The sequence below is a fragment of the Fundicoccus ignavus genome, from assembly GCF_009659375.1.
Lineage (GTDB): Bacteria > Bacillota > Bacilli > Lactobacillales > Aerococcaceae > Fundicoccus > Fundicoccus ignavus.
The window spans coordinates 17,537-42,081 of sequence record NZ_WJQT01000006.1; the positions used below are offsets into that span (position 1 = coordinate 17,537).

Genomic DNA, 24,545 nt, shown 5'->3' on the forward strand with positions numbered 1-24,545 from the left:
TTGTAGTGTCATCTTTGGGCTTCTAAGCTAATTAGCTGTTCCTCATTTGATGTTGACACACGTATATAGGCAGCGACTTTTTGTTTCGACTTTGCTGCTGAATATGTTGTCACATCAAGTGTTGTTATCTTTCTCATCCACTCAACCTCCCTTCTCGCATGTGACATATTAGCGTTAGAACACTGTTATATCAAGGTTTATCGCACATTAAAGGGCCTAATAATGGATTGAATTTTTGACGATTTAATTTACTTAATTGATTGAATTCTTCCTGAGAAATAAGTTTCTCTTCATATAGTTTCATAAGCATTTTTTCAGCAAGATGAAAATGAAGTTCATTTTGAAGTTGTTCTTCGGTTGGTTTTGATGATTTATGATTTGGTGTTTGATGATTAGGTGAGAGTTGTGTCATTCGCATATAGGTTTCCTCCTAAATAGTCTTCTACCTATATGCGAAAAAAGTGGGAATTCGAACCCTTATTTCTGTAATATGTTGATTAATAGTTGATATGTAATTGAAGTTCTAGATATAATGAAAGTAGATTATTCAACAAACGGGCCAGATTGTGTAATAAAAACAATTAATTTTTACAGAACAAATATTATGTTAAGGGAGGGTATTTTAAATGTGTGGATTTGTAAGTAGGCATAGAGCAAGAGATTTAAAATTACCAAATAAACGTAAAAAAATATTAGACGCAATTGAAAATGATTTATCAAGTGATGATAATGTCCTTGCATTTTTTTATGGTGGATCTGTTGGGAATAAGAACACAGATGTCTATTCAGATATTGATCTTAGAATAGTCATCAAACCTAACAAAATAAAAGAATACGTTTTAAATAAGAAAAATCATGCTAAAAACTGGGGCAATGTCCTTTATTATGAGAATTTAGACCCTTATTCAATTTATACTATTGCTCACTATGATTGTTTTGTTAAAGTAGATATCTTTTATTTTAGTCCAGATGATATTCAACCATCTACATGGTTGAAAAATATAAAAATAATAAAGGACAATGAAGGTTTAATGACTGATATATTAAAGCAGTCAATGGTTCTTAGTTATAAACCATCGGTAGATGAATTTGATAATTGGAGGACAAAATTCTTTGCATATTTGCATGAGGCATATAGAAGAGCAATGAGACAAGAGTATTATTATGCTTTGGATTGTATTGATAAATTACGCTTATCAATAGTAACTGCTTGGTACATGCATTTAGGAATACAACCCAATACGTTTGGTGATTGGGCTAAATACGAAGATGATCGAAGTGAATTGAGAGAATGGCAAAAGTCACTACTCAAAAGTTGGGAATGTGGAAGAAATACGGAAGAAATTATAAATGTTATGAAAAGTATCGTTCTTGAATTTAAGAATCTCCATAGTTCTCTTTGTGAATTATTGGAAATTGAAGAGGATTTAAAGTGGGTAAATAAAATTGTAAGTATGGTCTTATGAAAATCAATAATTATTAAGGCATCTTTTATTCCACTAACGGGCGCGATTGTGGAATAACAAATAGTCATTTAAGTTACAACCGAAGAGTTTAACTACTCCTCGGTTGTTTTTATTTATTCATACTTCACAAACGCATCTTTAAAGCCAGCTTTCTTTGCTTTTTCCAACTGCTTATCCGCATTCTTTTTCACACTATAAGCACCAATCTGCACACGATATAATTTCTTACCGCCTGTTGATGGTTTAGTTGATGACGTACCTTTCGCTAATTCTTTCTTCACATCTGCCCGGAACGTATCCATTGACTTATCATGTTTTGAAAACCAATGACGCGGGTCACCATGATTACTAGCGATCTACTTATGATAGCCTACAAAATGACCGATGTTATTTTATCTTTCCAACTTAGTGTAACCTATCCATTAGAATAAATTCTTATAAGATTCACCAAGAACCTCATTATATCAAGCTTTTATTCTCTGACTTTTCCATCAATACAACCGTCTCAACATGTGTCGTGGTTAAGCCATTGATGCAAATTAGTAGGTTGACTTAGGGACTTAACTGCTAACTAGAACATATTTTTCTGTTCCCTTTGAAAAGACTATGCGTCATTTTTAAACTTATAAAATTGTCTATCGCTAACAATAAACAGATAAACAAAATTAAAATCATTCAATCTAATTAACTAAACTTCGAGTTGCTTTTTCCATACATCTCCAAATAATCATAACTAGTTAAAATACCTACAAAATTATCTGGATTCAACTCTTTAGATGTATTGATTAATTTTCTCATCGTAATTCTCCTCCCTTCGTTCTATAACTATCAATTATACTGCACTTTAATATTTTGACTATGGTGAGTGTTTATTGGCTAAATTAAAAAACCAGCCTCCTACATCTCAGTAGAAAACTGGTTGTATTTTTAATATCTATCCAACTAATCTATCCTACAAATACCAGCTGATTCCTTGCTCTAGAGCTGGCAACATACCTTAATTGTTTCTTATCCTCACCTTCAGGAAAATCAAAAATAAAGACATTATCAAATTCTAGACCTTTGGCTGAATAGATTGTACCAACATAATATCCTGAACTAAGTCTCATGTTATCTTTAATATCCAAAGTCATAATACCTTGTCGGTTCTGAGTATTTACAAATGAATTCTTTACCCGATTACTTGTAAATAAGAAAGCAGCATTCTCATCATTACCAATTCTGAACTTGCCAGCCTCATCTTTAGACATTTTCCTTACATTATCACTCAAATAATCTTCAGTTATGTCCCTAATCGAATTAATTTCCCCATCAAGAACTGCTTTAGCTAACTTATCAATATTAGGATGGTTTCGTAAATTTGTTTCCAAATTAATCGCATTCCCACGGAAATTCAAATCAGAATCAATGGCCTTGGCTGTAAAATCACCATTGTATATTTTCTGTGCTTCGTCAAAGACAATATAAAACTTAGAACCTGACTTATCGTCCTTTAATTTATAACAGAATTGAATGGCACTAATATTCAAGTCTTGAGCTTCATCAATCGCCACAATATCAAATTTAGGCAAGTTTATTTTATTTGATAATTCAGTGACCATAAACTTAAACTTTTCTGCGTAATCTGAAAGATTAGAACCTGGATATACTCTGTAATCTTTAGCAAGATCCCATACATATTTGTCAAAGTTAATAATAGTTAACTGCTCAATATTAGCTCTAAGTTCTTTAGTTGTTTTTGGGTTGTTTTTTAATTTATCAATAATATCTTGTAGATAATTCATTAGTGACTTATTATATGTGAAAAGTATTGCTTTTTTCTTACTGCTAGCACTGCTCAATAGTGACGATTGACCACTCTCAGCATCTTTCAAACCTTGGCTATCAATTTCTCTCAAACATTTTATTAATAGGATTAACGATTTCCCTGAACCAGCTGGTCCATTAATCTTGTATACAGCATTTGTCGCGTTGATTGCTCGAGATTGTTTATCCGTAGCAGTCCCCTCACCCTGAAGAACCTTATAAATCCAGTCAACTTCACTTAAAATTTTCTCTTGAGTAGCCTTAGCAATCTTGTAATTTTGCACTAATTTAGCTTCAATCTTTTCATTATTTACTTCGAATTCAGTTTTCTTTTCTTCAGGTAAATCATCTAATTGTGCAATCTGGTAGAACAACTCATCCATCTTCTGTGCAAGAGTATCGACTTTAAGAATATCTTCTTTTACTTTCTCATTTTCTTTTTCATATTGTAATTTCATCGACTTGTCTAAGTCTTTTGAACTCTCGATTATTTTTTCTGTCTCTTCCGCTATCTTAATTGAATCTAAGGCAATCTCATTGTCACTACTTGGAATATTCAATTGATGATCATAGTTCTTGTCTATTTTCTTCTCAATTAAATACCGTATCGTTAAATCAGCTGTCTTTAAAGCTTTCGCTGCCATCTCTTTATTTACTTTATCTTTATCATGGATAGCTTTGTTTCCAATTTCTCTCAAAGTGTGAAATTCTTCAGAGAATTTTTGATTAATTATCTTGCGGTCTTTTAACCAATTAATTCGCCAGATTATTCCATTCGATTGAGTCCCTGCAGGTGGTTTCGGTGCCCCAAAGCCTTTCAACAAGACTGACTCCAAGACATCTCGCCCAACAACCCCAGCCTTATAATAATTACCTTTAGCAAGCTTCAACCTAGCAGTAGTAATCTCATCACTGACTTCATAGGGGCCAGAGATCTCTTGAATCTGATTGCAATATGTATCATTATCTAAAAAATCAAAATATGTATTCGCCTTCATTCAATCAATCCTTCCATAAAAATAAATATTAAAATGATTAAATATAATTTATCATATTTGTAACCGATTGCGGTATTTATTTTTCAAAAAATCATCAATAAGTTTATAGCCACTGACTAAATTGAATTAGCCTGTGGTTGAAATTATTGGGTACAGAATTTAATTATTTTGTGTTCTTATTGCTCTATATCTTCTTTTCTACCTTTGATTAGTCCAAGACCTGGCAATACAGCTACTGCAGAACTAGCGAACCATAAGTTGCTATTACTCTCACCAGTTTGAGGGAGCATAACTCCAGAGTAGTTTATTGAAGCATCTTCTGGTAGTAAATCTTTGAGGTCTATTAAATCTTTAGCTTCAGATGCTGAATCGATTGTTGTTATAGAATTTTCATCAATATTAGGGTTTTCTGTACCCTCAGGTGTTCCAACGTTACTTTGGTTACTTGGCTTATGGATTGTCAACATTAAACTGTACAAAATTTATAAGGTCTTTTCCTATGAATTGGTTATCAATTGATATCGAGCCTCTGCGAGCCTGAACGCCAACTCACGAAGGTTGTTATGATATCATTACTTATGTTTCAATACAGTTAATCCATTTTTCTAGAACATAGTTTTGTAAAGGGTACTGTGAATCTAAATACTTATTTTTTCTTAAACGATCGATTGAGATACGAATATCTTCATCCCCAGTCCTTTCATAAATTTACATTTGTAATTATTAATATTATACCAAGGAAAACTTATTTTATCATTATATGAATTTGTTTTCGAAAACTTTTTATGCTATTATCCTAATACAATTAAAAATCACAACTTATCCAGAGTAAGCAGAGGGAATTGGCCCGATGACGCTTCAGCAACCTACCATTGGCAAGGTGCTAAATCCAACTCGAAAGAGAAAGATGAGTCTAACCCAGTTATTTGGCACGACGAATCTCGTTGTGCTTTTTTAATTGAATAAATAACTAGGAGTGGTTGTATTGTTACCAGAAAAGAATATTAGTTTAGAGGAGTTTCTGAAAGGATTGAAGGAGTTACAAGTTATGTCTCACTTGAGGTTTCGTAGGAGCCAATCTGGAGATCCAGATGAACACGATTTGATTTTTTTAGTTTGTACAAAAGAGCCGAAAAAAGGTGCGCACATAGGTCGAACATGTCTTTGCTGCATTGGGAACGCTAGTATTAATGACTATGAGAATTTTAAAGATTGTATGAGCACTGAACATTATGACGCTATCTTGAACCTTTTGTTTAACTTCACTTACACTGATGTAGAATACAAAGCAATTAACAAGTAATTTTTTAAGTACAAAAAAAAAAGAGAGTCACAGCACCATGCCTCACTTGCATAGTGCCTTGGCTCTCTTTACTGCATTACTTCGATTGTATCGCCTGTTTTGAGTTCAACTTCTACTTTCTCATCGTGAATGACTACATTTTTGACTAGTCGGGTCACCAAGCTTTCCTCATATTCTTCAATATCAGTGTGTGCTGATTTTAAAAATGCTTTAATGTCTGCTAATCGTTTCCGCTTTTCTTCGCGGCTTGCATTTTTCACTAAAATGTCTTGCTTCACTTTTCGCATTGCTTCAAGTTTATCAACGATTTGATCATGTGTCTCATCACTAAGGTTGTCTAATAATTTCTTTTGTAGTTGATGCAATTCTTCCTCAATATCATCGAAAGGTTCATCATATTTTTTATCTAACATATCTCGAATAATTAATTCAATATTTTTTTCCGCTTCACTTTTATTTGCCATATACTGATTAATAGCTTCAACAATTATTTTGTGCAAGTCTTCTTCATTGATCGTTCTTGATTCACATTCGCATAACTTTTCTACTCTTGTCACGCACCGCCATACATAAGTCTTCTTACCTTTGTATGTCCAAGTAATTCGCCTAAAAATATCGGCGCATTTACCACATTGGGTAATTCCTGTTAAGGCAAACTTTCCTTGATAGAGCCGATGTTTTTTCTTCTTGCCGGAATAAAGATTGCTTCTTCTCGCTTTTTCTTTTTGAGCTAAGTTATAAATCTCTTTAGAGACAATCGCTTCATGGTTATCTTCAATATAATATTGAGGAACGCTGCCATCATTAGGTACTCTTTTCTTAGTTAAACAATCAACCGTGTAAGTTTTCTGCAACAAGGCATCTCCCATGTATTTCTCATTAGCGATAATTCGATTGATATCGTTACTCGTCCATTTCAAAATTCCTGTAGCAGTCGGCACTTTATCTTCCATTAACTTTCTTGCAATGATACCCGTTCCTTTTCCTTCTAGGTATTCTTTAAAAATTCGTTTGATAATCCATGACTGTTTAGGATTTATAATTAATTTACCTTCCTGATCAACTGTGTATCCTAAGAATTTTCTATGATTTACAAATACTTGTCCCTCCTGGTATCGATACCGAAGTCCCATCGTCACGTTCTTACTAATTGACTCACTTTCTTGCTGAGCGAGAGAGGCCATGATAGTAATGAGTACCTCGCCCGTAGAATCCAGGGTGTTGATATTTTCTTTTTCAAAATATACCGCCACTCTTTTTTCTTTTAATTGACGAATGTAGTTTAAACAATCGACTGTATTTCTCGCAAACCGTGAAATAGACTTTGTGATGATTAAGTCTATCCTTCCTGCCATACATTCATCAATCATTCGATTAAACTCTTTACGATTCTTGGTGTTGGTTCCTGTTATCCCTTCGTCTGCGTAGATATCAATCAGCTGCCACTCAGGGTTTCTACTTATAAAATTGGTATAGTGATTTACCTGTGTGGTAAAACTCCCTGCTTGTTCTTCACTTTCAGTTGACACTCGACAATAAGCAGCAACTCTTAACTTATTGGCTTCATTTTGATGTTCTTCCGTTTTAACTTGTCGCCTCGCTGGTATCGTCAATACTTTAACTTTTTTTGATGTCACATAATCACCTCAATTAACTGATAAAAATTTTCTGCTCTTTCAAAAGGATTGAGTGCATCCGGTGCTTCTTCTCTCCATTTAAAACTATTAACAATAACTATTTTATCCTTAACTAATTCAAAATTTCGTCCTAATCGTTTACTTCTCTGGTGTCTCTCCTGTTGGACTCGTTGAAACGTATCTTGATTAATAATCCTTGGATAAACAGCATTCCCAACATAAACTTCATTCTTCAACAGTCTTCCCAAAGGACCATGTGGTTTATCAATACCTGCTTTTTTACCAGCAGCAGTTAAACTCTCGCCTTCAAGATAGCTTTCATATAACTCTACTAAACAATCCGCTTCTTCTTGATGAATGCTTATCTCCCCTTCAATCATCTGATAACCAAAATATACTCTTGCCACTAGACCCTCACCTCTTCTTTCAAATGAAGTCCGCATGTTAATTCAAAAATGATGGTTTTACGATCCTCTACCACTATTCGTTTTACAAAACGCTCCAGTAATGCTTCATTATAAAAGTTAAAATATGAATTTTGATTGACTGCATTGAATAAACTTTTCATTTCTTGAATCTGGTAGCTATATTGGTTGTCTTCCATACTGGTCCTTCTCAGCTCTGCCAACAATTCTTTCTTCATATTTTGCAAGTAAGCTTCCTCTTTCAAATAGAACTTATTGTCAACATCTTTGGAATCTAACAACTTAGATAAAGTGTGGAGCTTATTTTGAACTTCTTTCAACTTGCTTTTTAATTCATGCACCCGACTCTCATCTTCTGGTTTCAATTTCATCAACCGAGCGATTGTTTGTTCTAAAACTTCCTTTCGACCAAAAACTAACTTATTCATCATTCGAACAAATGCTTCTTCAATATACATTTCCTTTATAAATTTTGTATGGCATAAGTTCGTATCTTTTAACCTGTTATTACAGGTCCAAGCAATATAACTTCTGTCCTTAGAAAGATAGTGCGTTCGGCGCTTAAAGGTCACCTCACAATGTTGACAGTGAATACGACCGGATAGAGCATAAACATTAGCGTAAACCTTTGTATCTTTCTTCAAAATAACTGCTTGTCGTTGTTTAATTAATTGTTGGGCTTGATCAAATACCTTACGTTCAACAATGGCCTCATGGGTAGCTTGGGCATACATCATATCGACATCAAAGTTATTTTTACGTCTTTTATATTGACTGTCTGTATAAGTTTTTTGAAATAAAGAATCTCCGATATAGCGTTCATTCTTCAAAATACACATCACTGAAGTATCCATCCATTGAACACCTCTTTCTGGCTTAACTTTTAATTCATCTAGCCTTTTCGCAATAACATAGGTGCCCTCCCCCGCTAAATACCAGTTAAAAATAGTTCGAACAATGCTGGCTTTTTCCTCATTAATCACTAATTGTCCGTTGAAAATTTCATAGCCAAATGGAGCACTCACATGCTTGTAAGTACCATTTTCAACACGTTTTTTAAACGACCATTTATTATTTTCTGATATAGATTTAGATTCACTTTCTGCTAATGCACCTAACATCGACAACAATAACTCGCCATCCATCTGCAGAGTATTCAAGTTCTCTTTATCAAAGTGAATAGCCACTCCCATCGAACTCAATTCACGCACCGCTTCTAAACAGTTGGTTAGATTTCTGGCAAACCGAGAAATTGACTTTGTTAACACTAAGTCAATTTTTCCTGCTCTACAATCTTCTAATAACCGTTGAATGCCGTCCCTTTTCTGCAAATTTGTTCCTGAAATTCCTTCGTCAGCGTAAATTCCTACTGGTTCCCATTCAGGTTTTTGTTTAAATAGTTGTTGATAATGTCTTTCTTGGGCTGCAAAAGACTCTGTTTGAGCATCCATCGCGGTCGAAACACGTATATAAGCCGCTACTCTAATCTTCCTAGTTTTATTAGCTTTATTGGCTTCTATTTTAGTTACTTTCTTCACTTTTTCACCTCCTTCGGCATGTGACATGTTACCTCTCAATCAGCTATACATCAACGTTTATAGCATCAATTCGGCCAAGTACGGGCGATAAAGTTCGATTAATGCAATTTTGATTTCTTTGAATTCAATTAGGCTTATTAGCCCCTCTTCTTTCATTTTCGTGATGACTTGTAAACTTTTGGCAAATTGTATTTCGTTCATCGCTTTATCTATTGATAATTCTTGAAACATCTAACCACCTCCACCTCTCTTGGGACATTTAGAGTGACTTTGAGTAACCTCTATAATTAGCCAGGAGAATAGCCTCATTCGGATGGTTTAACACAAAATAAAAAAGCCTACACGACAACTTGTCAATGTAGGCTTGATTAAGATGATTAAATAAATTTCCCGTAAGGAACTGTTGGTGTCCCTGCACTTACATATTGAGTGGTTCCTTGGTATGATTGATATTTCAGCCAAATAAACCCGCCGGATTCAAGGGCCTCATCATATTTGACGGTTTCGCCTGGTTTATACTGTTCTGGTACTTTACCGTAAGCACCTGGCTGATTTCGTACATTCACTGTATCGGTAAATTTAAACTGACCTTTTCTAGGGATAACTTTTCCAGCTTGTTTTATACCCGAACACTCACTTCTTACTTTATCTGGTGCCTGAACAAATAGCTTAGTTTCAGGATAAATTAAGTTCTTATTTTCAATCTGATTCCATAAAACTAAATCATCCACCGACACTTTATAGTTTTTCGCGATCTTACTCAATGTATCTCCTACTTGAATCGTATAGGTGGCTTCAAGGTTTTGAGAACCATCATCAATCTTAGAATCCGATGTTAACGAGTTATCCGACACATTTTTTCTAAGGTGACTGAGATCCAACTTAAATTGATGCCACTTAGCCCAATTATTCCATTGCCAATTTCCCGGGCATATTTTTCCTGACGCATCATAATGACGGATAACTCGACTATCAGGAATATTATATTTTTCTTGTAAGTGTAGCGTTAATAATAACATTTGCTCATAAGTCTTTGGATGAAAATCCCAGTACCATACATTTTTACCAGTTGATGTATCCTGACAGCCTTCAATCCCAATGGAGTTATTATTCGTCGCCCCATAACGGTGATACCCATTGTATTGACCTAATCCAGAGTTAAATCCATCACCAATATGCCAGGCTGGAGTATCATCTTCTACCACTTGAATAATTCGCTGTGGATCAATAAAATAATGAGCTGAAGCCGACCGGAAAGTATGTCTAAAATAATCCGCATTAGCCTGGGCTTGACCAGACGCACCCACAAAATGAATCACAATCCATTGGGGTCTGTTTGCTCCTTTAGCTCCTCGGTTCACTTGGGTTAAATCTTTTTTAATCGGTCGTAATGTCGCCATATTAATTCTCCTCCTCATCTTGTTCATTTATTTCTTCTCTATGTAATTGTTTCAATGTTATTGCCAGCTCCGTTGGTATAGGCAGCCCTAGCGCGGCTGAATTCTCAATAATAGATAGGCCTTCGTTTGCAATATAAAAGAAAATGACAGCAGTACGAATTACATCGTTGGCATCAGGTACCACAAAAGTATCAATCAAATGTGCTACACCTACTAAGATAAAAATCATAATTTTTCGAGCGATCCCTCGAAAACCAATAGTGCTCGACAGTTTTCGCTCTACTACTGCACGTAGAACACCTGTCACATAATCCGCCACCACAAATGCCACTAAAGCATAAAAAAAGCCATCGGGTGAGCCTAGATACCAGCCCAACACTGCTCCTAGAGCCATCGCAATGACTTCAAAAAATTTTATACATTCTCTCATACACTTTCCTCCACTTCAGTTAAGGTATAGGTAATTTTCATCGTCTTATCCGCAGCCTTTAAAACTGGAGTCGATAAATTATTAATCGTTCCTAAATAAGGCGTATGAAGATACAAAGTTTTTGAAAAAGTTGCAATGCTATAAGAATTTATTAAATAATAGCCCAATCGATAAGGACCAATTTCAATTAATGGTGTTGAAATATGAGACAGTCCCTCCCCTTTTATTGGAATCACTCGATCATTTTCATCGAGCAAGAAATCATAACAACGAATATAATTTCCCCACTTATAAATATAATTTCGTGCGTCGGTCCCAGATGTAAAACTTGACTTAAATCCTAAATCTATACTTGATATATCCACAGGGTTATTAACATTTATTTTGTATATCTGAGTTAAATCAGAATTTGGTACATATAAATAACCTCGTTCAATTAGACTGTGGATTGAGCGATTTAAATGGCCCGTATTTGAACGACTATAGGTTCCTGGAGAATAAGTTAATACTCCTTCCAACAGCCAAGTATCAATCGATGATGCAAAGTCCTGCTTGTTAACTTTTAATCGATTCATTATTGTTCTATTATTTTTTGACTCTGTTTGAACAGCAAAGCCATAATAAAAACCATCTTTTCCATCAAGAAAACCTGCATTAGAAGAATAAGTAATACCGTTATAAAATTCAGTTAAATCAATCGTTTTACGCTCTAACACTTGAGGAGACAGCGCAATAACTGTGTCATTTAGGCCAATACTCAACATCGGTTCATAAACCTTCACAATATCGATCGTTTTATCTACTTTGTGTACGAAAGAAACAATAGTATTAGTAGTAAGGTCTGCTTCAACCATCCCAATGAATAGTTCTGAATCTTCAACAGATAAATTTTTTGAATGTCGGCTCAATTGTATGAAAGAATTACCAGAAGCTTCCGCATCCCCGTAATAGGCTTTACCTCCTTGATAATGGGTTAATGCTAAGGAGGAGATCCTCCCATTTCCTTGGGAAGTAGAAAAGTCCCAAACAAATTTATAACCATTATTCAGAATCATTGATTCTGTTTGATTTAAGCTTCCTCTTTTAGGATTTTCAGTTGCACTCACATCATTCGACGCATAGCCTATAATCGGATTAAGAGTTGAAGCAAAGTAATCGTTAGGGTCCTCCAATAAAGCTTCTTCAAATAATAAAATTCCTCCAAAGCAATTATTTGCTATTGGGAAAATATCCTGATCAAATCGACCCGATGAAGATTGCCCCATAGGATACAAGAGCCCTGAAGGGTTATATCGAAAAATATCCGCAACAGCATTCGTTACAAGATTTTCTTCTTTAATGATTTCTTTTTCTTGAGTACGAACATTCTCCAACTCAATCACAGTTTGTCCTTTATACATTTTCCACCTCCGTAGATACTGATTCTTTCCAACCTCTTAATGCAAGACCGTTTGGAACATATCGACTTACTGATTCATCAAAAATATTAGCTTGAGGTTGATGTAGTCCTATTTGAAATCCTTCAAGTAATTTCCTTTGATACAGCATACCTTGATTTAGTGTTACTTTACTCCACCATTCAGTCATTTCCAATTTCCCATCCCAAACCTCAGTAGTTCCTAATGACTGACCACTGATAGCCGCAATCGCATGATCTTTTTCAATATGTACATTGCCACTCTCCAAGCACATCATGACAGAAAAACTATTCATTGTTTTCTCCTGCAGATTGGATAATGGATGAAATAAGTTGAGTACATGTTGCCCATTTGAATATGTTTCAATCGGTACGTGATAATCTATTCGTTCATGATTCAAGATAAAAGTCACAATAACCTTAGTCGGTACTTCTTTTTCTTCAATCATTTCATACATTATTGATTCGACAGGTGGATCTGATCCCGATGTAATTGGCAACAAACTCACTTGTTTTTTATTTTCTACAGTACTGGTCCTAACATCCAATAATATAGAAGCATTAAACAAAGCTTCTGTTTCTTTATCCGAAGCAAAATCAATTCTGATGATAGGTATTTCTTCAGTGGATAAATCGAATGCTTTGGAATTGCTGTAAGAATGAACAATCAAATGTTCCGACTCAATTTTGTTTAAGATACCAACAAGATTCTTATCATGCTTACTTTTACTTTGAGCGTAATTGGGGTTCTTACCCACACCTGAAATTCGATGTTTACCGTTAATTTTATATTCAATATTGGTTATAAGTCCTTGAACGGCCTCTCTCTCATATAAATGCACAATCATATCCGCAGGGTCTAAGCTTGGATTTCCAATTGTCGTTGCATCGAAAGGAGTATAGGAAATCTGGCTAACAGCCTCTAATAACCTTTGACACATCCGTTCTCTTTTTTCAGTTAGTCCTAACTGCATAAATGGATTGACTCCTAAATTCATAGTCAACCCTGTATCTTGTTCCAAGGCATAATATTCTGCCAATTTTGTTTTCATATTGGTTGAGTTTATAGCCGTATAATAAGTCTTAAAATCTGAAACACTTGAATCAAATCGATGTTTAGCTTCAATTAGTGTTACTGGAGTTATTCCATACTGTTTTAGAACTAAGCGTCCGTAACGGTCAATCAAGGCCACGCTTCCTAAAGTAGATGCTAAATAATGGAGTAAATCTCGATAAGTTTCAATATCATGTTCGGGATAAATAGACAGCATTTCAGTCCCATTAGGTAAGATCAGTACTTGTGCTTCAGACATACCAAGTTGCACTCGACATCTTTCACAAATAAACGTTAATAATTCAAAGGCAGTACCAAAAGTTTCACTGATACTAATGGGGCGATCAAAGCGCAACATGAAGTCATATCCTTTGAGTTCTAATCGCTTCTTCGATCGATTTGCTTCACTAACTTCAAAAATTCCCATAGGAATAGACTCCTGATTCCCATCATCAAAGTGCAAATGATACCTTAAAGAAATTTGTGCTCTCTCTAATCGATAACGATCCATATTGGTAAATAAGCTCAAACCAAACTCTGAAGCATAAACGGATCCAAGTTCTAATTCTGAAGAACCTGAGCAAGATCGCTGAATATACCCTGTACCTTTCAATATTTCTTTGTCGGTAAAGTCAATCGTCTCACCGTCACGAAGATAAAGTTTACCTGACCAAGAAAATTTTCGGGATGGTTGATTAATTACTTCTTGAAAACGTTTCGTCGTCAGATGCATCTTCTACCTCCTTAATATTCATTCAAAATAAAAGACACTTCCCATAAACCTTTATAGGAAGTGTCTTTTATTAACTTGACTGATAAGCCCTCAATGTACATATTACTTGTATTAAGTTCCAAGGATTCTGTATCCAAATACCTAACCTGAAGCATCGAGTTCTGCTTCAAGCCTGAAAAAATCTTTACCCACTGGGGACTACAATTAAATGTGACACCAATCGATACTACTCCATGACGAACAACATCTCGTTGAATAGTTCCTGCTTCAGTTTCTCCTCCGGTTTCTGCTTCAATATCTCGGTATTCCAACACATAAGAAGTTGGCAAAGGTAGAGTAATACTATTAATGATCAAATAGACTTGGTGACTCACTATCTACCACCACTCCTTATATTTTGTCGCATCTGTGCATTGACGATCACTTCATCGAGTAAAGTTCCCCCTAGATATACCGGAATAATCAGATCGCCTTGATTTTGGTTCGAGGATTTTAGTTTATTAACTAACGATTCAATTTCATTATTCATTCCCGATATTGATGGTGAGATTTCAGCATGACTTAGAGCTGGTACTCGAGGAGTTAATATCATATCTTGGGCTACTCTTTTCATGGAACCTTTAACTAAATTACGAGACTTATCAATCCCTTTTGATAATCCTGCCATAAAGTCAGGCATCCAGGATTCATAGTCCGTCAAAGGACCAATCTCTGGTACTGAGAAGTGAAGATAAGACCAAATTATCTCAGCAACATTTTTCACTGAGTTGATAAGGTGACCTGTTGCATTGCTGATCCCATTTACAATCCCGATGATCAAATCCCATCCCCAAGTTCCTGCTTGAGAAACTATATCTCTTATGAAACTCACTGCTCCCATAAACCCTTGGTAAATAATATCTTGTAAACTACTCATCGCATTCACACTATTATTTAAAATAGAGTTAAAAGCATCAGCAACATAAGAAATAGCTGTTCCCAATACATTGCCAATAAATAAAACAATATTATTCCAGGCACTTGATATAAACTGTCCGATACCATTCATGACATCACTAATAGTAGAACTGATTCCCTGCCATGTATTTTGAATTAGATTAAACAAACCATTTAGAATATTGCTAGTAGTTTGAGTAATACTATTCCACGTATTTACAATAACTTGACCAATTCCATTTAAAATTTGCACCGTTGTTTGTTGGATAGATTGCCAGGTAGAAGCTAGATACTGGATCAATCCATTCCATATTGTTCGAGTGGTAGCAAGAATATATTGCCAAGACGATTGAATAAATTGACCAAGATTTGAAAGGAAATCAGACATGAAATTAGAGAAGTCTTTCCATAATGCTTTTCCACCTTCAAGAGTACTGGTCCACAGCTGAGACAAAAAGTTACTTATAGCATTCCATGCAACTTTTGTAGCTTCTTTTATGGACTCCCATATTGCTATGACACCTTCTCGAAAAGCTTCAGAATTATTCCATAACAGAACAATTGCTGTGATAATAGCTCCAATAGCTAAAGGTATAGGGCCAATTGCAGCAATGACCGTACCTATCGCTGGCACGAGACTTCCAGTTATAAATGTAGCAATTCCACTAAACATTCCAATGAGTTTAGGCCCATTTATCATAATGGAACCAAGTCCTGTCATCATCTGGCCTACAATGATCAATAAGGGAGCAATTGCAGCTACTAACACTAAAATTACAGCTACTACTCCTTTGATTGGGCCTGGTAAAGCATTAATAGCATTCACAAAACCATTTAATCCACGAACTATGGCTCGGACTGCTGGCATCAAAATATCCCCAAAAGAAATAGCAACTTCTTCTAGCGCAGACATTAATTCTTCCAATTCACCCTCAAGGTTATCTTGCATAGTGATTGCCATCGACTCAGCTGCACCATCAGCATTGATGATCGCATTCGTCAGCTTATCTACATCCGTAGGTGCCGCATTCATGATCGCAAGAAAACCGGACATCGCTTGCTTACCTACTAATAATTCAGCATTAGCAACTTGTTCTGCTTCGGTCATAGAAGAAAATGCGACACTCAAATCCGTCATGATTTCAGTGAGTCCACGCATACTACCATCCATATTAGTAGTTTGTACCATCACCTCTCCAAAAGAAGAACTCGTTAAAACTAAGTCTCCTTGAAGTTCAGTCATAATGGTACGAAGCGAAGTCCCTGCTTGAGAAGACTTAATACCTGCGTTAGCCATCAACCCAATAGCCAAAGCAGTATCCTCAATGGTATATCCAAGTGCTCCTGCAATAGGAGCCGCATATTTAAATGTCTCCCCCATCATAGAAACATTGGTGTTTGCATTTGAAGATGCAGCTGCAAGTACGTCAGCAAAACGAGCCGAGTCAGATGCTTGTAAGCCAAAAGCAGTTAAGGCATCGGTAATAACATCTGAGGTTAAAGCTAAATCTTCTCCCGAAGCAGCAGCTAAGTTCATGACTCCATCAATACCACTAATCATGTCTGAAGTTTTCCAACCTGCCATAGCCATATAATTCATCGCATTAGCCGCATCCGTTGCAGAGAACTTCGTCTTAGCCCCCATCTCACGTGCTTTATCTCGGAGTTGATCAAACTCCTCACCAGTAGCACCTGAGATTGCTAATACTTTATTCATCGCAGTGTCAAAATCAGAAGATGTCTTTACTGCAGCTATTCCCATTCCAGTTATAACCGCAGTCACTGGCATCATTTTCTGGCCAGCTGATTTCATTTTTTCTCCGGTAGCTTGAAATTGTTCTCCAACAATAGATACATTAGCCAAAGTATTATTTGAACTATGCGCTTGTTTCTCTAAAGACTTTAACGCTTCTTCAGTTTCAATGATTTCACGTTGGAGTGCATCATAATGCTCTTGAGAGATGGCTCCCTGAGCAAGAGCGTGATTAGCACTTTGTTGAGCTTCCTTTAGAGTTGATAGTTTATTCTTTGTTTCGTCAACTGCTTGTCCAAGTAACTTATGTTTTTGAACAAGTAATTCAGTATTCCCTGGGTCCAACTTCAAAAGTTTGTTGACATCCCTTAATTGAGACTCCGTAATTTTAATCTCTTTGTTAACATCTTTTAAGGCATCTTGGAGTTTGGTTGTGTCCCCACCAATCTCAACAGTAATACCCTTGATTCGTTTAGACATACAACCACCTCCATAATTGTCTGCATACAAAAAACACCTATCAAAAGATAGATGCTACATTTTAACCCTTTAGATTTGGGAACTTTCCTGACTTTACACCTAATATAACCGATCCAAGTACTAATAAACCTGATGCAACTGTTCCCCCGTACCTTAACCATTTATCCAATAAATCTTTATTTTCGATATCTTTTACCGAAATTTTATCAGCTACTTCTACCATTTTATCTATTACATATTGTCTTTCTTCAGTACTAATATTTTCTTTTTGTAGAATGATTCCTAATTCATCTAGAATTGACTGATAAGCTTTTATCGATGCAGAATTACTCTGTTCATTAGATTCTAGTGCTTTTTGAGTAAGTCCATATAACTGAGTAACCATTTCTTTTGACAAGTTTGCATAAGCTGGAAATTGTTCAATAGCTTTCATTGCCACTTCACGGTCTATATTCGGTATTAAATTAATGAAATCCACAATTTTATTTTTTGACATTTCACGCCAATTACTTATACCAATCATTTCCTTAGCCTTTTCTTCTGAGATTATTTGATCAGCCAATTCCATCACCGCATTTCTAGTATTTTAGATTAATTATACACTAAAATACAATTTAAGAACTATATAGTTAAAAATGATCAAAATCATCCTGTGTAGCTACTTGTTGATAGGGGTACACATCATTCATATTTTCAATAAACAGATCATTTACTAATCCAATCGACAACATTTCTAAGTCAGCCATGGAGAGACCGAGTTGTACTGCTCTTAAGATAAAGAGTGGGACACTCATTTCCCTTTCGGTGGCTTGTACTTTTTTCTTTGTTCAGCTTCACTCTGTACATTCAATCCCCATAATTCAATCAACTGAGGTAAAACTTGATATATGGAAAAGGTATTAAATTGTTCTAACCATTCTGACGTATCCTCACAGATTTTAAGATCTGCATGCTTTGCCATCACAAAGGCGATATTTTCAAAAATTTCTAAAGACTCGATGTCCAACTTAGATTGCCCTTCATCGTTTTCTTTCATGCCCACCTCCAGTTGGGATAAATCTTTAAAAATATCTCGCCCATACTTTAGACGATAGATTCTTGGGATTGCAGCCGAGGCTTTAAAAGCCACCTCTTTACCATCAATTTCAATGAGTCTTTGAATGGCCATAATCAGGCACCAGTCCCTTCAGGAGTTGTAACTTCAGTCGGTTCAACAGGTAAATACACATTCTTATACCATGTATCATAAGTTTCTTGTGTTGTTCCATTACCAGTTCTTGCTTTCACTAGCCCATTTGCTAACGGTCGTGCTGAAATAGTTATTGTTTCTGGTTGAACTTCACGAGATTCCTCATTAGTTTTACCTTCAATCCCTGGTCTAGCTGCTGAACAGTTATACATAACATGACGAATTTTATGCTTATCTCCGTCAAACTCGAATAGTAAAGCAAAGTTAGCAGTTTCTGAATTGGCATTTTCTACTAATACTTGATTTGAATCGATACTTTCTTTCAACACTTCAATACGGAATGATTCTGGAATTAAAGCTACTTCAAAATCGCCATCATATCCCATATTGTTAGAGATGGTGTAATACTCAATCCCATCTGCATAAAAAGATTCTGGCTCACCATTTGGATCTAAGGAAATTGATACTGCTCCTGGCATTGGAACAGGAATTCCAAAATTATACCCTTCATCTGTTTTAGTAATGAGCGAATAATGCACATTACAGACGTTAAATTTTACTTTATTTCTCATAATCTACCTCCAAAGTAAATTGATATAAGACTTCATAAAGTTTCTCAGACTCTATATAAACTTCAGACTTGTTATAAAAAATGCCATACCGATCTAAGACACCTTCGACAGTTTGTTCTATCGTTACAGTTTTTTTAGCTGTATATAATTCAAAGTTGACTTGGTTTTTCTTTAAGTAGACCATACCATCTGCAGAGAAATTATCCGACCCAGTATAGAGATAACAGATAAAGGGTGGTTTAGGTGCATTCCCTTCCGCAAAATGATCATAAGCATAAGGTAAGTTTATCTCTTTTAGCATATTTATAATTTTTTTCATTCACTCACCCTTTCAGCGCTCTTTCAATATCTTCCTGAAGTTGCTTAGTTCCGAATTCCTCTGCAGGAAGAATATGAGGAATAGCCTTCGTTCGTCCACCACCACGTTTAGCATGTCCATGCTCTAACAAATGTGCCAGTTGGTAGCGATTTTTAGAGTGGACCACCAAAGATAATCGTGTTGCAGTTTCTCGCTCAGTTTTAACTGCCCATGATTTTTTATAATCACCCGATAATTTCGGTGCTTGGGTCTTAATTTCCTTACGCACCGTCTGACCTGATTTCTTCACAGCTTCTTTCATTGAATCGGTAGCCAAGTCTGCATATTCAGTTAGACCTTTCATAATTTCATCTGCAAGTTGATCGATTTTTACTTTACTCATCGCTCAGCCTTCTTTGCATACAGCTTCAAGGTTTTGTTTTCATAGTTCATAAAATCCACCCGTTTTATATCATAGAGCTCTCCCTCAAATAAAATTCGACAATCCGTCGTTGCGATATCTTTTAACTTAGGCGTATACCGAATAGTGAAAATCAAGTCACTACGATCGACAACCATACCTGCCACAGCAACTTCACCACCAGATTGTCCCCTTGAATCCACTCGCGCATAACATGAATAATAAGGTTGCCAAAGATCCTCCCAATTACCAATATCATCTTGAATTGGAACTGATTTTTCTATGATAAGTCTTACATTAAATTTTGAGATTTGCATCAGAATCCCTCCTGACGCAATCCAAATAAAAGAGCCCTTAAAGTCAGCGTCAATTCATGGTAGTCTGCTTCTTCACGGTGTTCATAAAAATAAGCGATTACATATAACATGGCTAACCTAGCATGAGGATTAGCCTCCAAATGTTCAACAGAATCACTGCGAATAACATCTAAACAAAGTACCAGAGCAGAGTCAATAAGACCCTGAATCAAATGGTCTTCATGATCATCATCCACTCTCAGATAAACCTTAGCCTCATCTAGGTTTAGCATTAGCCTGCCCCGCCGATAGATAAGACTTGAACTGCTTCAGGTAACACTAGCTTTCCATCAACACGTTCTTTTGCTACAAAACCAACCATACCGTTGCCAGCAAATAACTCTTTTAGCTCTTGAAATGAACGAATTCCTCTATCTCCAATGTTGTAGTAAGAGAAGTCTCCAAAAGCAATTGCTGGCTGACCAGCTTTTACTTCCGGTGCATACGCTGAAGAATAAACTGGATACCCTAATAATCGATCAGGCTCTCCTTGCAAATATGATTGTTGCCAGATATAAGCGCCATTGTTATCTTTCAACTTGCGTAATACTGCTAAAGTGGAGTCATTCAAAATAAAAGCAGCATTCTTACGGTACGGACGTTTTAAGGCATAGACTAAAGTTAAAATATCATCCGAAGTAATCTTTTCACTCGTTGTAGTAACAGCTACTTCTCCTCCACCAGTAGATGCAAAAATACCCAAAGGTTTATTTTGTCCATTACCATTTAGGAAAGCTTCTTCTTCCGCATTAGCTAAAGCTTTCGCAAATTGTTCAAGTAGATAATTCTCTAAATTAAACGCATTATCATACAACAGTTCCTCAGTCACTTTAATGGCAACATGAAGTTTATGAGCATCTAAAACCACTTGATCAAAACCAGCTTCTCCAAAAGTTAAGGTGTCACCTTCCTCAATCCATGCACCAGCAGGTTTGGCACCCGCAATATTAATTTTATGCTCTCCTGAGGTGGTGACGGTCGTTCCCAATTGTCTAAGAATATTTTCTTCTTCTAACCCTTGAATCAAGCGTTCGTCGTATTCTTCTGGTACTAAATAGCCGCCTTGAGTATCAATACCTTCTTGAAGTACGTTCGATACATTTCGGAAGTTAGAACGAAAGGCATTTAACATTGCAAGTTTATACTCATCTCGAGCTCGACCTGATTTTTCATGGGAATTCGTATTCCCTGGCATGGAAGTTAAGGGTTTTGAAGTAGGTTGTGCTAAGGACTGATCCATTTGCTTTTCACGCTCCATTCGTTTAATTTCACGAGTATAGTTTTCAATTTCTGCTTCCATTTGGGTATAGGTTTGATGGTCTTCATCAGACATTAAGCCTTTTTCATCTCGGTGACTTTCTACAAATACCTTTGCTTGATTCCAAGCTTCACTACGTTGTTCAATTAATTGTTGCATCATATTAATTACCCCCATTGGTTTTTGATAGTATCTAAACGACTGACTAATTCTTTGGCAGAAACTGCATGACTTTCTTTCACTTTTGTTAAGAGTGAATTGGTCACTGCCTTCCTTGAAAAAAGCATCGTTGCTTTTGATTCGTTATAAACATAATCAGATGGTGTTTGAAGTACAGAATCACAAAAGCCTAATTCCATCGCTTTTCCCACATCCATCCAAGTCTCTGCATCCATTAACTGCGAAAGTTCACTACGTGACAAGCCGGTCTTTTTCTCATAAGCATTAATAATCGAATCCTTAAAAGACGCCAACATATCGATGGCCTTTTCCATTTCAACATGATCACCGATTGCTACAGTCATCGGGTTATGAATCATCATCATAGAAACAGGACTCATACATACAACATCACCTGCCATTGCAATGACTGAAGCTGCCGAAGCCGCAATACCATCTACTTTAATCGTGACATGACTTGGATACTCCACTAACATGTTATAAATCTGAGCCCCCGCAATCACATCGCCTCCAGGTGAGTTAATCCAAATAACAATATCCCCTTCATCAACATATAATTCTTCACGGAATAACTCAGGTGTCACATCATCTTCAAACCAGGACTCCTCAGCAATGGTGCCGTTCAAATACAAGGTTCTTGGCTCCTTTTCTTCGGGCACTTTCCAGTTCCAAAATTTCTTACACTTCACCGCTTACTTCACTCTCCTTATTTTGATAAAACGAGCCAGCCTTTTCTAAAGGCAACATATTCCCATTCACTAGGTATAAGTCACCTCCATCTTCCTTAGAGATTAAGTCTAAGTTTTCAAGTGTTCGAATATCATTCGCTGACATCCAACCATTTTGTCTTGCAGTAGCATAACCATTCATACGACTTTCATAATCTCCACGAAGTAAGCCATCCACATTAAAACTAATAAAATAGGTTTGTTTATTTTTCTTTGGTATTAATGCACGATTCATTGCTTGTTCCCATCGAAGGACCCAAGGATCTAAGGTGTACTTCACGAACTCAAGCGATTGTTGTTCAATATTAGAAAAGCTCGACTTCTCCAAGTCCCCAACCATATGAGGGGGCACTCTGAAAATTCGAGCGATTTCATTAATTTGAAATTTTCGTGTTTCTAAAAATTGAGCCTGTTCAGGTGAAATAGAAATGGGTGTGTACTTCATCCCTTCTTCTAGCACTGCAATTTTATTTGAATTACTCGATCCTCCAAAGGATTGTGACCAAGAATTCCGTACCCGTTCTGGGTCTTTAATAATGCCAGGGTGTTCCAATACACCACCTGGCTGGGCTCCATTCGCAAAGAATTTCGCCCCATATTCCTCCGTCGCCAGCGCCACTCCTATAGCATTCTTCGCCATCGCAATGGGTGAATACCCCATCAAACCATCAAAACCGAGACCTGGGATATGTAAGACATCGAAATCGGTTAACTCTACCTTTCCATCTTCATGATAGTATTCGTAGATAATCTCTTTCGACTGACTATCTCTTTTTACTTTCATCTTGTTTGGCATTAAAGGATAGATAGAAATGACCTCGCCTTTTCCATTACGAATAATTTGTGCGTAAGCATTCCCCCACAATAACAAATGAGTCATCAGAGTTTCACGAAAGATAAACGAGGTCATTTCAGGATTAGGCTCATCGTGCAAAAGAAAATATAACGGATGCTCTTTTGCTTTTTCTTTATTTCCATCCTCGTTACTTGAATATAAATGAAGTGGTAGACTCGCAACTGATTCAGCTAAAATCCGAACACAAGCATAGACCGCCGTCATCTGCATTGCAGAAAGTTCTGTGACTACTTTACCTGAGCTCGAATTTCCAAAATTAAAACCTGCTCCTCCAATCGTCCGATTTTCAACTGGACTGCGAATGAGCTGGCTCCACAATTTTTTCAATGGGTTCATGTCTTTCCTCCTGGCATTTAAGTAATTGAAAAGGCCCTAATCAAACAAAAAAGCATCTACCTTAGTAGATACTTATAGCTTTCAATTTATTGCTTAAATTTCTCTTTTAATTCAGAAATAGTAACAGGTTTACCATTTATTTTTGTATGAAGCATCGCATGACAATTAGGACACACTGGTATCAAATCATTAATTGGATCAACTTCATATTCTTCTCCAATTTTATAAAGAGGTACAATATGATGTACATGGATGTAACCTTCCCCCAATTGTCCGTATACTTCTTCAAAATTCATACCACATACTTGACAAGATATTCCATAATGTTCAATACATTTTTTCCTTGCTTTACTATTCCTCTCATAGGAATTAATAGTGACAGACATAACGCTACCTTCCTTTAGTCTGCCAACATCGTTCTCAGGGTAAATAATGTCATGATTTTTTATTCTAAAACAACTTTCTATATAGTCACTAAGGTTACTATTTGATCTTGTCGGGCCTTGAGGTGCGGCTTTTAGTCCATTTTCTTTTAAATTATCTAATGATAGTAATTTAGTATCTATTTTTTTTATTAGTTTTAATCTTGAATAAGGGTAACTTAAAGATTTTATATACTCTTCTCTTTTAAACCAAAAAATTTCATCGTTTACAATTTCATCAGAAGTCATATTAGTCTTTTCAACAACTGTTTTATACATAACTTTCTGTATCGGAACCGTGCAATAGATATAAATAGTATCTCCTACTTCATAATTAGCTGTTTGTCTCCAGTCAATAAATCCCCATCTTTCAAATGCTGCTGAATGGTCATAAATTTTTCCATTAGCTGAAATTATCCAATCCATTTACTTACCTCCTAGTATCTTTTTATTAATAGTATCATAATTTCCAGTTTTAATTAGAATCTATGTTATATTAGTAATATATATTAAGTAAGATACAATTATTTTGATATTAAGAGAGTAACGTTAA

The 24,545-nt window shown here is 36.0% G+C and carries 28 protein-coding genes and 1 riboswitch; of the genes, 2 read left to right on the forward strand and 26 right to left on the reverse strand.

Going from position 1 to position 24,545, the window contains the following annotated elements:
* Positions 1 to 8 precede the first annotated feature (8 nt).
* Positions 9 to 137: a hypothetical protein gene (locus tag GF867_RS14190; RefSeq protein ID WP_301538505.1), complete on the reverse strand. Its 129-nt coding sequence runs from the start codon at positions 135 to 137 to the stop codon at positions 9 to 11.
* Between the two features lie 53 nt (positions 138 to 190).
* Complete coding sequence (locus GF867_RS05730; RefSeq protein ID WP_153832152.1) at positions 191 to 418, reverse strand: SHOCT domain-containing protein; 228 nt, start codon at positions 416 to 418, stop codon at positions 191 to 193.
* A 208-nt stretch (positions 419 to 626) separates the two neighbouring features.
* Between GF867_RS05730 and GF867_RS05735 the strand changes: the two genes are divergently transcribed.
* Positions 627 to 1,466: an aminoglycoside 6-adenylyltransferase gene (locus tag GF867_RS05735; protein WP_153832153.1), complete on the forward strand. Its 840-nt coding sequence runs from the start codon at positions 627 to 629 to the stop codon at positions 1,464 to 1,466.
* Positions 1,467 to 1,579: 113 nt separating this feature from the next.
* Here the strand turns inward: GF867_RS05735 and GF867_RS05740 are convergent, their stop codons facing one another.
* The 3 genes from GF867_RS05740 to GF867_RS05750 all read right to left on the reverse strand — a co-directional run bounded on the left by GF867_RS05740 (position 1,580) and on the right by GF867_RS05750 (position 4,749).
* Positions 1,580 to 1,768 (reverse strand): SPOR domain-containing protein, encoded by a 189-nt coding sequence (locus GF867_RS05740; RefSeq protein ID WP_216650269.1) that lies wholly within the window; start codon positions 1,766 to 1,768, stop codon positions 1,580 to 1,582.
* A 645-nt stretch (positions 1,769 to 2,413) separates the two neighbouring features.
* Positions 2,414 to 4,270: a DNA/RNA helicase domain-containing protein gene (locus tag GF867_RS05745; RefSeq protein WP_153832154.1), complete on the reverse strand. Its 1,857-nt coding sequence runs from the start codon at positions 4,268 to 4,270 to the stop codon at positions 2,414 to 2,416.
* Between the two features lie 176 nt (positions 4,271 to 4,446).
* Complete coding sequence (locus GF867_RS05750; RefSeq protein WP_153832155.1) at positions 4,447 to 4,749, reverse strand: LPXTG cell wall anchor domain-containing protein; 303 nt, start codon at positions 4,747 to 4,749, stop codon at positions 4,447 to 4,449.
* 337 nt (positions 4,750 to 5,086) lie between these two features.
* Positions 5,087 to 5,184: riboswitch (SAM riboswitch) on the forward strand.
* Positions 5,185 to 5,255: 71 nt separating this feature from the next.
* Between GF867_RS05750 and GF867_RS05755 the strand changes: the two genes are divergently transcribed.
* On the forward strand, positions 5,256 to 5,573 hold the full coding sequence (locus tag GF867_RS05755; RefSeq protein ID WP_153832156.1) for a hypothetical protein: 318 nt from the start codon (positions 5,256 to 5,258) through the stop codon (positions 5,571 to 5,573).
* Between the two features lie 68 nt (positions 5,574 to 5,641).
* On the opposite strand, the gene GF867_RS05760 is transcribed toward GF867_RS05755, so the two are convergent.
* From GF867_RS05760 to GF867_RS05860, 21 genes are all read right to left on the reverse strand, one after another.
* Positions 5,642 to 7,210: a recombinase family protein gene (locus tag GF867_RS05760; protein WP_366927761.1), complete on the reverse strand. Its 1,569-nt coding sequence runs from the start codon at positions 7,208 to 7,210 to the stop codon at positions 5,642 to 5,644.
* The gene (locus GF867_RS05765) at positions 7,207 to 7,617 is read right to left on the reverse strand and encodes a recombinase (protein ID WP_153832157.1); all 411 of its coding nucleotides are present in this window, start codon (positions 7,615 to 7,617) and stop codon (positions 7,207 to 7,209) included. The genes GF867_RS05760 and GF867_RS05765 overlap by 4 nt, the downstream gene beginning before the upstream one ends.
* Positions 7,617 to 9,173, reverse strand: a complete 1,557-nt coding sequence (locus GF867_RS05770) for a recombinase family protein (RefSeq protein ID WP_172973968.1) — start codon at positions 9,171 to 9,173, stop codon at positions 7,617 to 7,619. The genes GF867_RS05765 and GF867_RS05770 overlap by 1 nt, the downstream gene beginning before the upstream one ends.
* Before the next feature lie 57 nt (positions 9,174 to 9,230).
* Complete coding sequence (locus GF867_RS05775) at positions 9,231 to 9,404, reverse strand: SHOCT domain-containing protein (protein ID WP_153832159.1); 174 nt, start codon at positions 9,402 to 9,404, stop codon at positions 9,231 to 9,233.
* 146 nt (positions 9,405 to 9,550) lie between these two features.
* Positions 9,551 to 10,573 (reverse strand): N-acetylmuramoyl-L-alanine amidase, encoded by a 1,023-nt coding sequence (locus GF867_RS05780; protein ID WP_153832160.1) that lies wholly within the window; start codon positions 10,571 to 10,573, stop codon positions 9,551 to 9,553.
* Position 10,574: 1 nt separating this feature from the next.
* Positions 10,575 to 11,003, reverse strand: coding sequence for a phage holin family protein (locus GF867_RS05785; protein ID WP_153832161.1), 429 nt, complete (start codon positions 11,001 to 11,003; stop codon positions 10,575 to 10,577).
* Positions 11,000 to 12,403: a hypothetical protein gene (locus GF867_RS05790; RefSeq protein ID WP_153832162.1), complete on the reverse strand. Its 1,404-nt coding sequence runs from the start codon at positions 12,401 to 12,403 to the stop codon at positions 11,000 to 11,002. The genes GF867_RS05785 and GF867_RS05790 overlap by 4 nt, the downstream gene beginning before the upstream one ends.
* Positions 12,396 to 14,207 (reverse strand): hypothetical protein, encoded by a 1,812-nt coding sequence (locus GF867_RS05795; RefSeq protein WP_153832163.1) that lies wholly within the window; start codon positions 14,205 to 14,207, stop codon positions 12,396 to 12,398. The genes GF867_RS05790 and GF867_RS05795 overlap by 8 nt, the downstream gene beginning before the upstream one ends.
* 11 nt (positions 14,208 to 14,218) lie before the next feature.
* Positions 14,219 to 14,581, reverse strand: a complete 363-nt coding sequence (locus GF867_RS05800; RefSeq protein ID WP_366927763.1) for a hypothetical protein — start codon at positions 14,579 to 14,581, stop codon at positions 14,219 to 14,221.
* Entirely contained in the window at positions 14,581 to 17,376 is a 2,796-nt protein-coding gene (locus tag GF867_RS05805; RefSeq protein WP_153832164.1) for a phage tail tape measure protein, read from the reverse strand. Before GF867_RS05805 ends, GF867_RS05800 begins: the two co-directional genes overlap by 1 nt.
* A 61-nt stretch (positions 17,377 to 17,437) precedes the next feature.
* A complete protein-coding gene (locus GF867_RS05810; protein WP_153832165.1) occupies positions 17,438 to 17,944 on the reverse strand; it encodes a hypothetical protein in 507 nt (168 codons plus the stop codon).
* Positions 17,945 to 18,166: 222 nt separating this feature from the next.
* Complete coding sequence (locus tag GF867_RS05815; RefSeq protein WP_153832166.1) at positions 18,167 to 18,544, reverse strand: hypothetical protein; 378 nt, start codon at positions 18,542 to 18,544, stop codon at positions 18,167 to 18,169.
* A gap of 2 nt (positions 18,545 to 18,546) precedes the next feature.
* On the reverse strand, positions 18,547 to 19,137 hold the full coding sequence (locus tag GF867_RS05820) for a major tail protein (RefSeq protein ID WP_153832167.1): 591 nt from the start codon (positions 19,135 to 19,137) through the stop codon (positions 18,547 to 18,549).
* Positions 19,127 to 19,456 carry a hypothetical protein gene (locus GF867_RS05825; protein ID WP_153832168.1) on the reverse strand — a complete coding sequence of 110 codons (330 nt, stop codon included), beginning with the start codon at positions 19,454 to 19,456 and terminating at the stop codon, positions 19,127 to 19,129. The genes GF867_RS05820 and GF867_RS05825 overlap by 11 nt, the downstream gene beginning before the upstream one ends.
* A gap of 4 nt (positions 19,457 to 19,460) precedes the next feature.
* On the reverse strand, positions 19,461 to 19,838 hold the full coding sequence (locus GF867_RS05830; RefSeq protein ID WP_153832169.1) for an HK97 gp10 family phage protein: 378 nt from the start codon (positions 19,836 to 19,838) through the stop codon (positions 19,461 to 19,463).
* Positions 19,835 to 20,173, reverse strand: coding sequence for a phage head closure protein (locus GF867_RS05835; protein WP_153832170.1), 339 nt, complete (start codon positions 20,171 to 20,173; stop codon positions 19,835 to 19,837). Before GF867_RS05835 ends, GF867_RS05830 begins: the two co-directional genes overlap by 4 nt.
* Entirely contained in the window at positions 20,173 to 20,445 is a 273-nt protein-coding gene (locus tag GF867_RS05840) for a head-tail connector protein (RefSeq protein WP_153832171.1), read from the reverse strand. Before GF867_RS05840 ends, GF867_RS05835 begins: the two co-directional genes overlap by 1 nt.
* Positions 20,445 to 21,632 carry a phage major capsid protein gene (locus tag GF867_RS05845; RefSeq protein ID WP_153832172.1) on the reverse strand — a complete coding sequence of 396 codons (1,188 nt, stop codon included), beginning with the start codon at positions 21,630 to 21,632 and terminating at the stop codon, positions 20,445 to 20,447. The genes GF867_RS05840 and GF867_RS05845 overlap by 1 nt, the downstream gene beginning before the upstream one ends.
* A 5-nt stretch (positions 21,633 to 21,637) precedes the next feature.
* Positions 21,638 to 22,339: a head maturation protease, ClpP-related gene (locus GF867_RS05850; protein ID WP_366927764.1), complete on the reverse strand. Its 702-nt coding sequence runs from the start codon at positions 22,337 to 22,339 to the stop codon at positions 21,638 to 21,640.
* Positions 22,329 to 23,570, reverse strand: coding sequence for a phage portal protein (locus GF867_RS05855; protein ID WP_153832173.1), 1,242 nt, complete (start codon positions 23,568 to 23,570; stop codon positions 22,329 to 22,331). The genes GF867_RS05850 and GF867_RS05855 overlap by 11 nt, the downstream gene beginning before the upstream one ends.
* A gap of 86 nt (positions 23,571 to 23,656) precedes the next feature.
* Complete coding sequence (locus tag GF867_RS05860) at positions 23,657 to 24,418, reverse strand: HNH endonuclease (protein WP_153832174.1); 762 nt, start codon at positions 24,416 to 24,418, stop codon at positions 23,657 to 23,659.
* Between the last annotated feature and the right edge of the window lie 127 nt (positions 24,419 to 24,545).

Coding starts and splice junctions, on each gene's coding strand:
- GF867_RS05835 (WP_153832170.1), bottom strand. CDS start 20,173: ATGCAAATCTCAAAATTTAATGTAAGACTTATCATAGAAAAATCAGTT.
- GF867_RS05780 (WP_153832160.1), bottom strand. CDS start 10,573: ATGGCGACATTACGACCGATTAAAAAAGATTTAACCCAAGTGAACCGA.
- GF867_RS05790 (WP_153832162.1), bottom strand. CDS start 12,403: ATGTATAAAGGACAAACTGTGATTGAGTTGGAGAATGTTCGTACTCAA.
- GF867_RS05815 (WP_153832166.1), bottom strand. CDS start 18,544: ATGGCCATTCAAAGACTCATTGAAATTGATGGTAAAGAGGTGGCTTTT.
- GF867_RS05860 (WP_153832174.1), bottom strand. CDS start 24,418: ATGGATTGGATAATTTCAGCTAATGGAAAAATTTATGACCATTCAGCA.
- GF867_RS05735 (WP_153832153.1), top strand. CDS start 627: ATGTGTGGATTTGTAAGTAGGCATAGAGCAAGAGATTTAAAATTACCA.
- GF867_RS05805 (WP_153832164.1), bottom strand. CDS start 17,376: ATGTCTAAACGAATCAAGGGTATTACTGTTGAGATTGGTGGGGACACA.
- GF867_RS05775 (WP_153832159.1), bottom strand. CDS start 9,404: ATGTTTCAAGAATTATCAATAGATAAAGCGATGAACGAAATACAATTT.
- GF867_RS05830 (WP_153832169.1), bottom strand. CDS start 19,838: ATGAGTAAAGTAAAAATCGATCAACTTGCAGATGAAATTATGAAAGGT.
- GF867_RS05845 (WP_153832172.1), bottom strand. CDS start 21,632: ATGATGCAACAATTAATTGAACAACGTAGTGAAGCTTGGAATCAAGCA.
- GF867_RS05825 (WP_153832168.1), bottom strand. CDS start 19,456: ATGAAAAAAATTATAAATATGCTAAAAGAGATAAACTTACCTTATGCT.
- GF867_RS05745 (WP_153832154.1), bottom strand. CDS start 4,270: ATGAAGGCGAATACATATTTTGATTTTTTAGATAATGATACATATTGC.
- GF867_RS05740 (WP_216650269.1), bottom strand. CDS start 1,768: ATGGATACGTTCCGGGCAGATGTGAAGAAAGAATTAGCGAAAGGTACG.
- GF867_RS05820 (WP_153832167.1), bottom strand. CDS start 19,137: ATGAGAAATAAAGTAAAATTTAACGTCTGTAATGTGCATTATTCGCTC.
- GF867_RS05795 (WP_153832163.1), bottom strand. CDS start 14,207: ATGCATCTGACGACGAAACGTTTTCAAGAAGTAATTAATCAACCATCC.
- GF867_RS05855 (WP_153832173.1), bottom strand. CDS start 23,570: ATGAACCCATTGAAAAAATTGTGGAGCCAGCTCATTCGCAGTCCAGTT.
- GF867_RS05730 (WP_153832152.1), bottom strand. CDS start 418: ATGCGAATGACACAACTCTCACCTAATCATCAAACACCAAATCATAAA.
- GF867_RS05810 (WP_153832165.1), bottom strand. CDS start 17,944: ATGGAATTGGCTGATCAAATAATCTCAGAAGAAAAGGCTAAGGAAATG.
- GF867_RS05785 (WP_153832161.1), bottom strand. CDS start 11,003: ATGAGAGAATGTATAAAATTTTTTGAAGTCATTGCGATGGCTCTAGGA.
- GF867_RS14190 (WP_301538505.1), bottom strand. CDS start 137: ATGAGAAAGATAACAACACTTGATGTGACAACATATTCAGCAGCAAAG.
- GF867_RS05840 (WP_153832171.1), bottom strand. CDS start 20,445: ATGCTAAACCTAGATGAGGCTAAGGTTTATCTGAGAGTGGATGATGAT.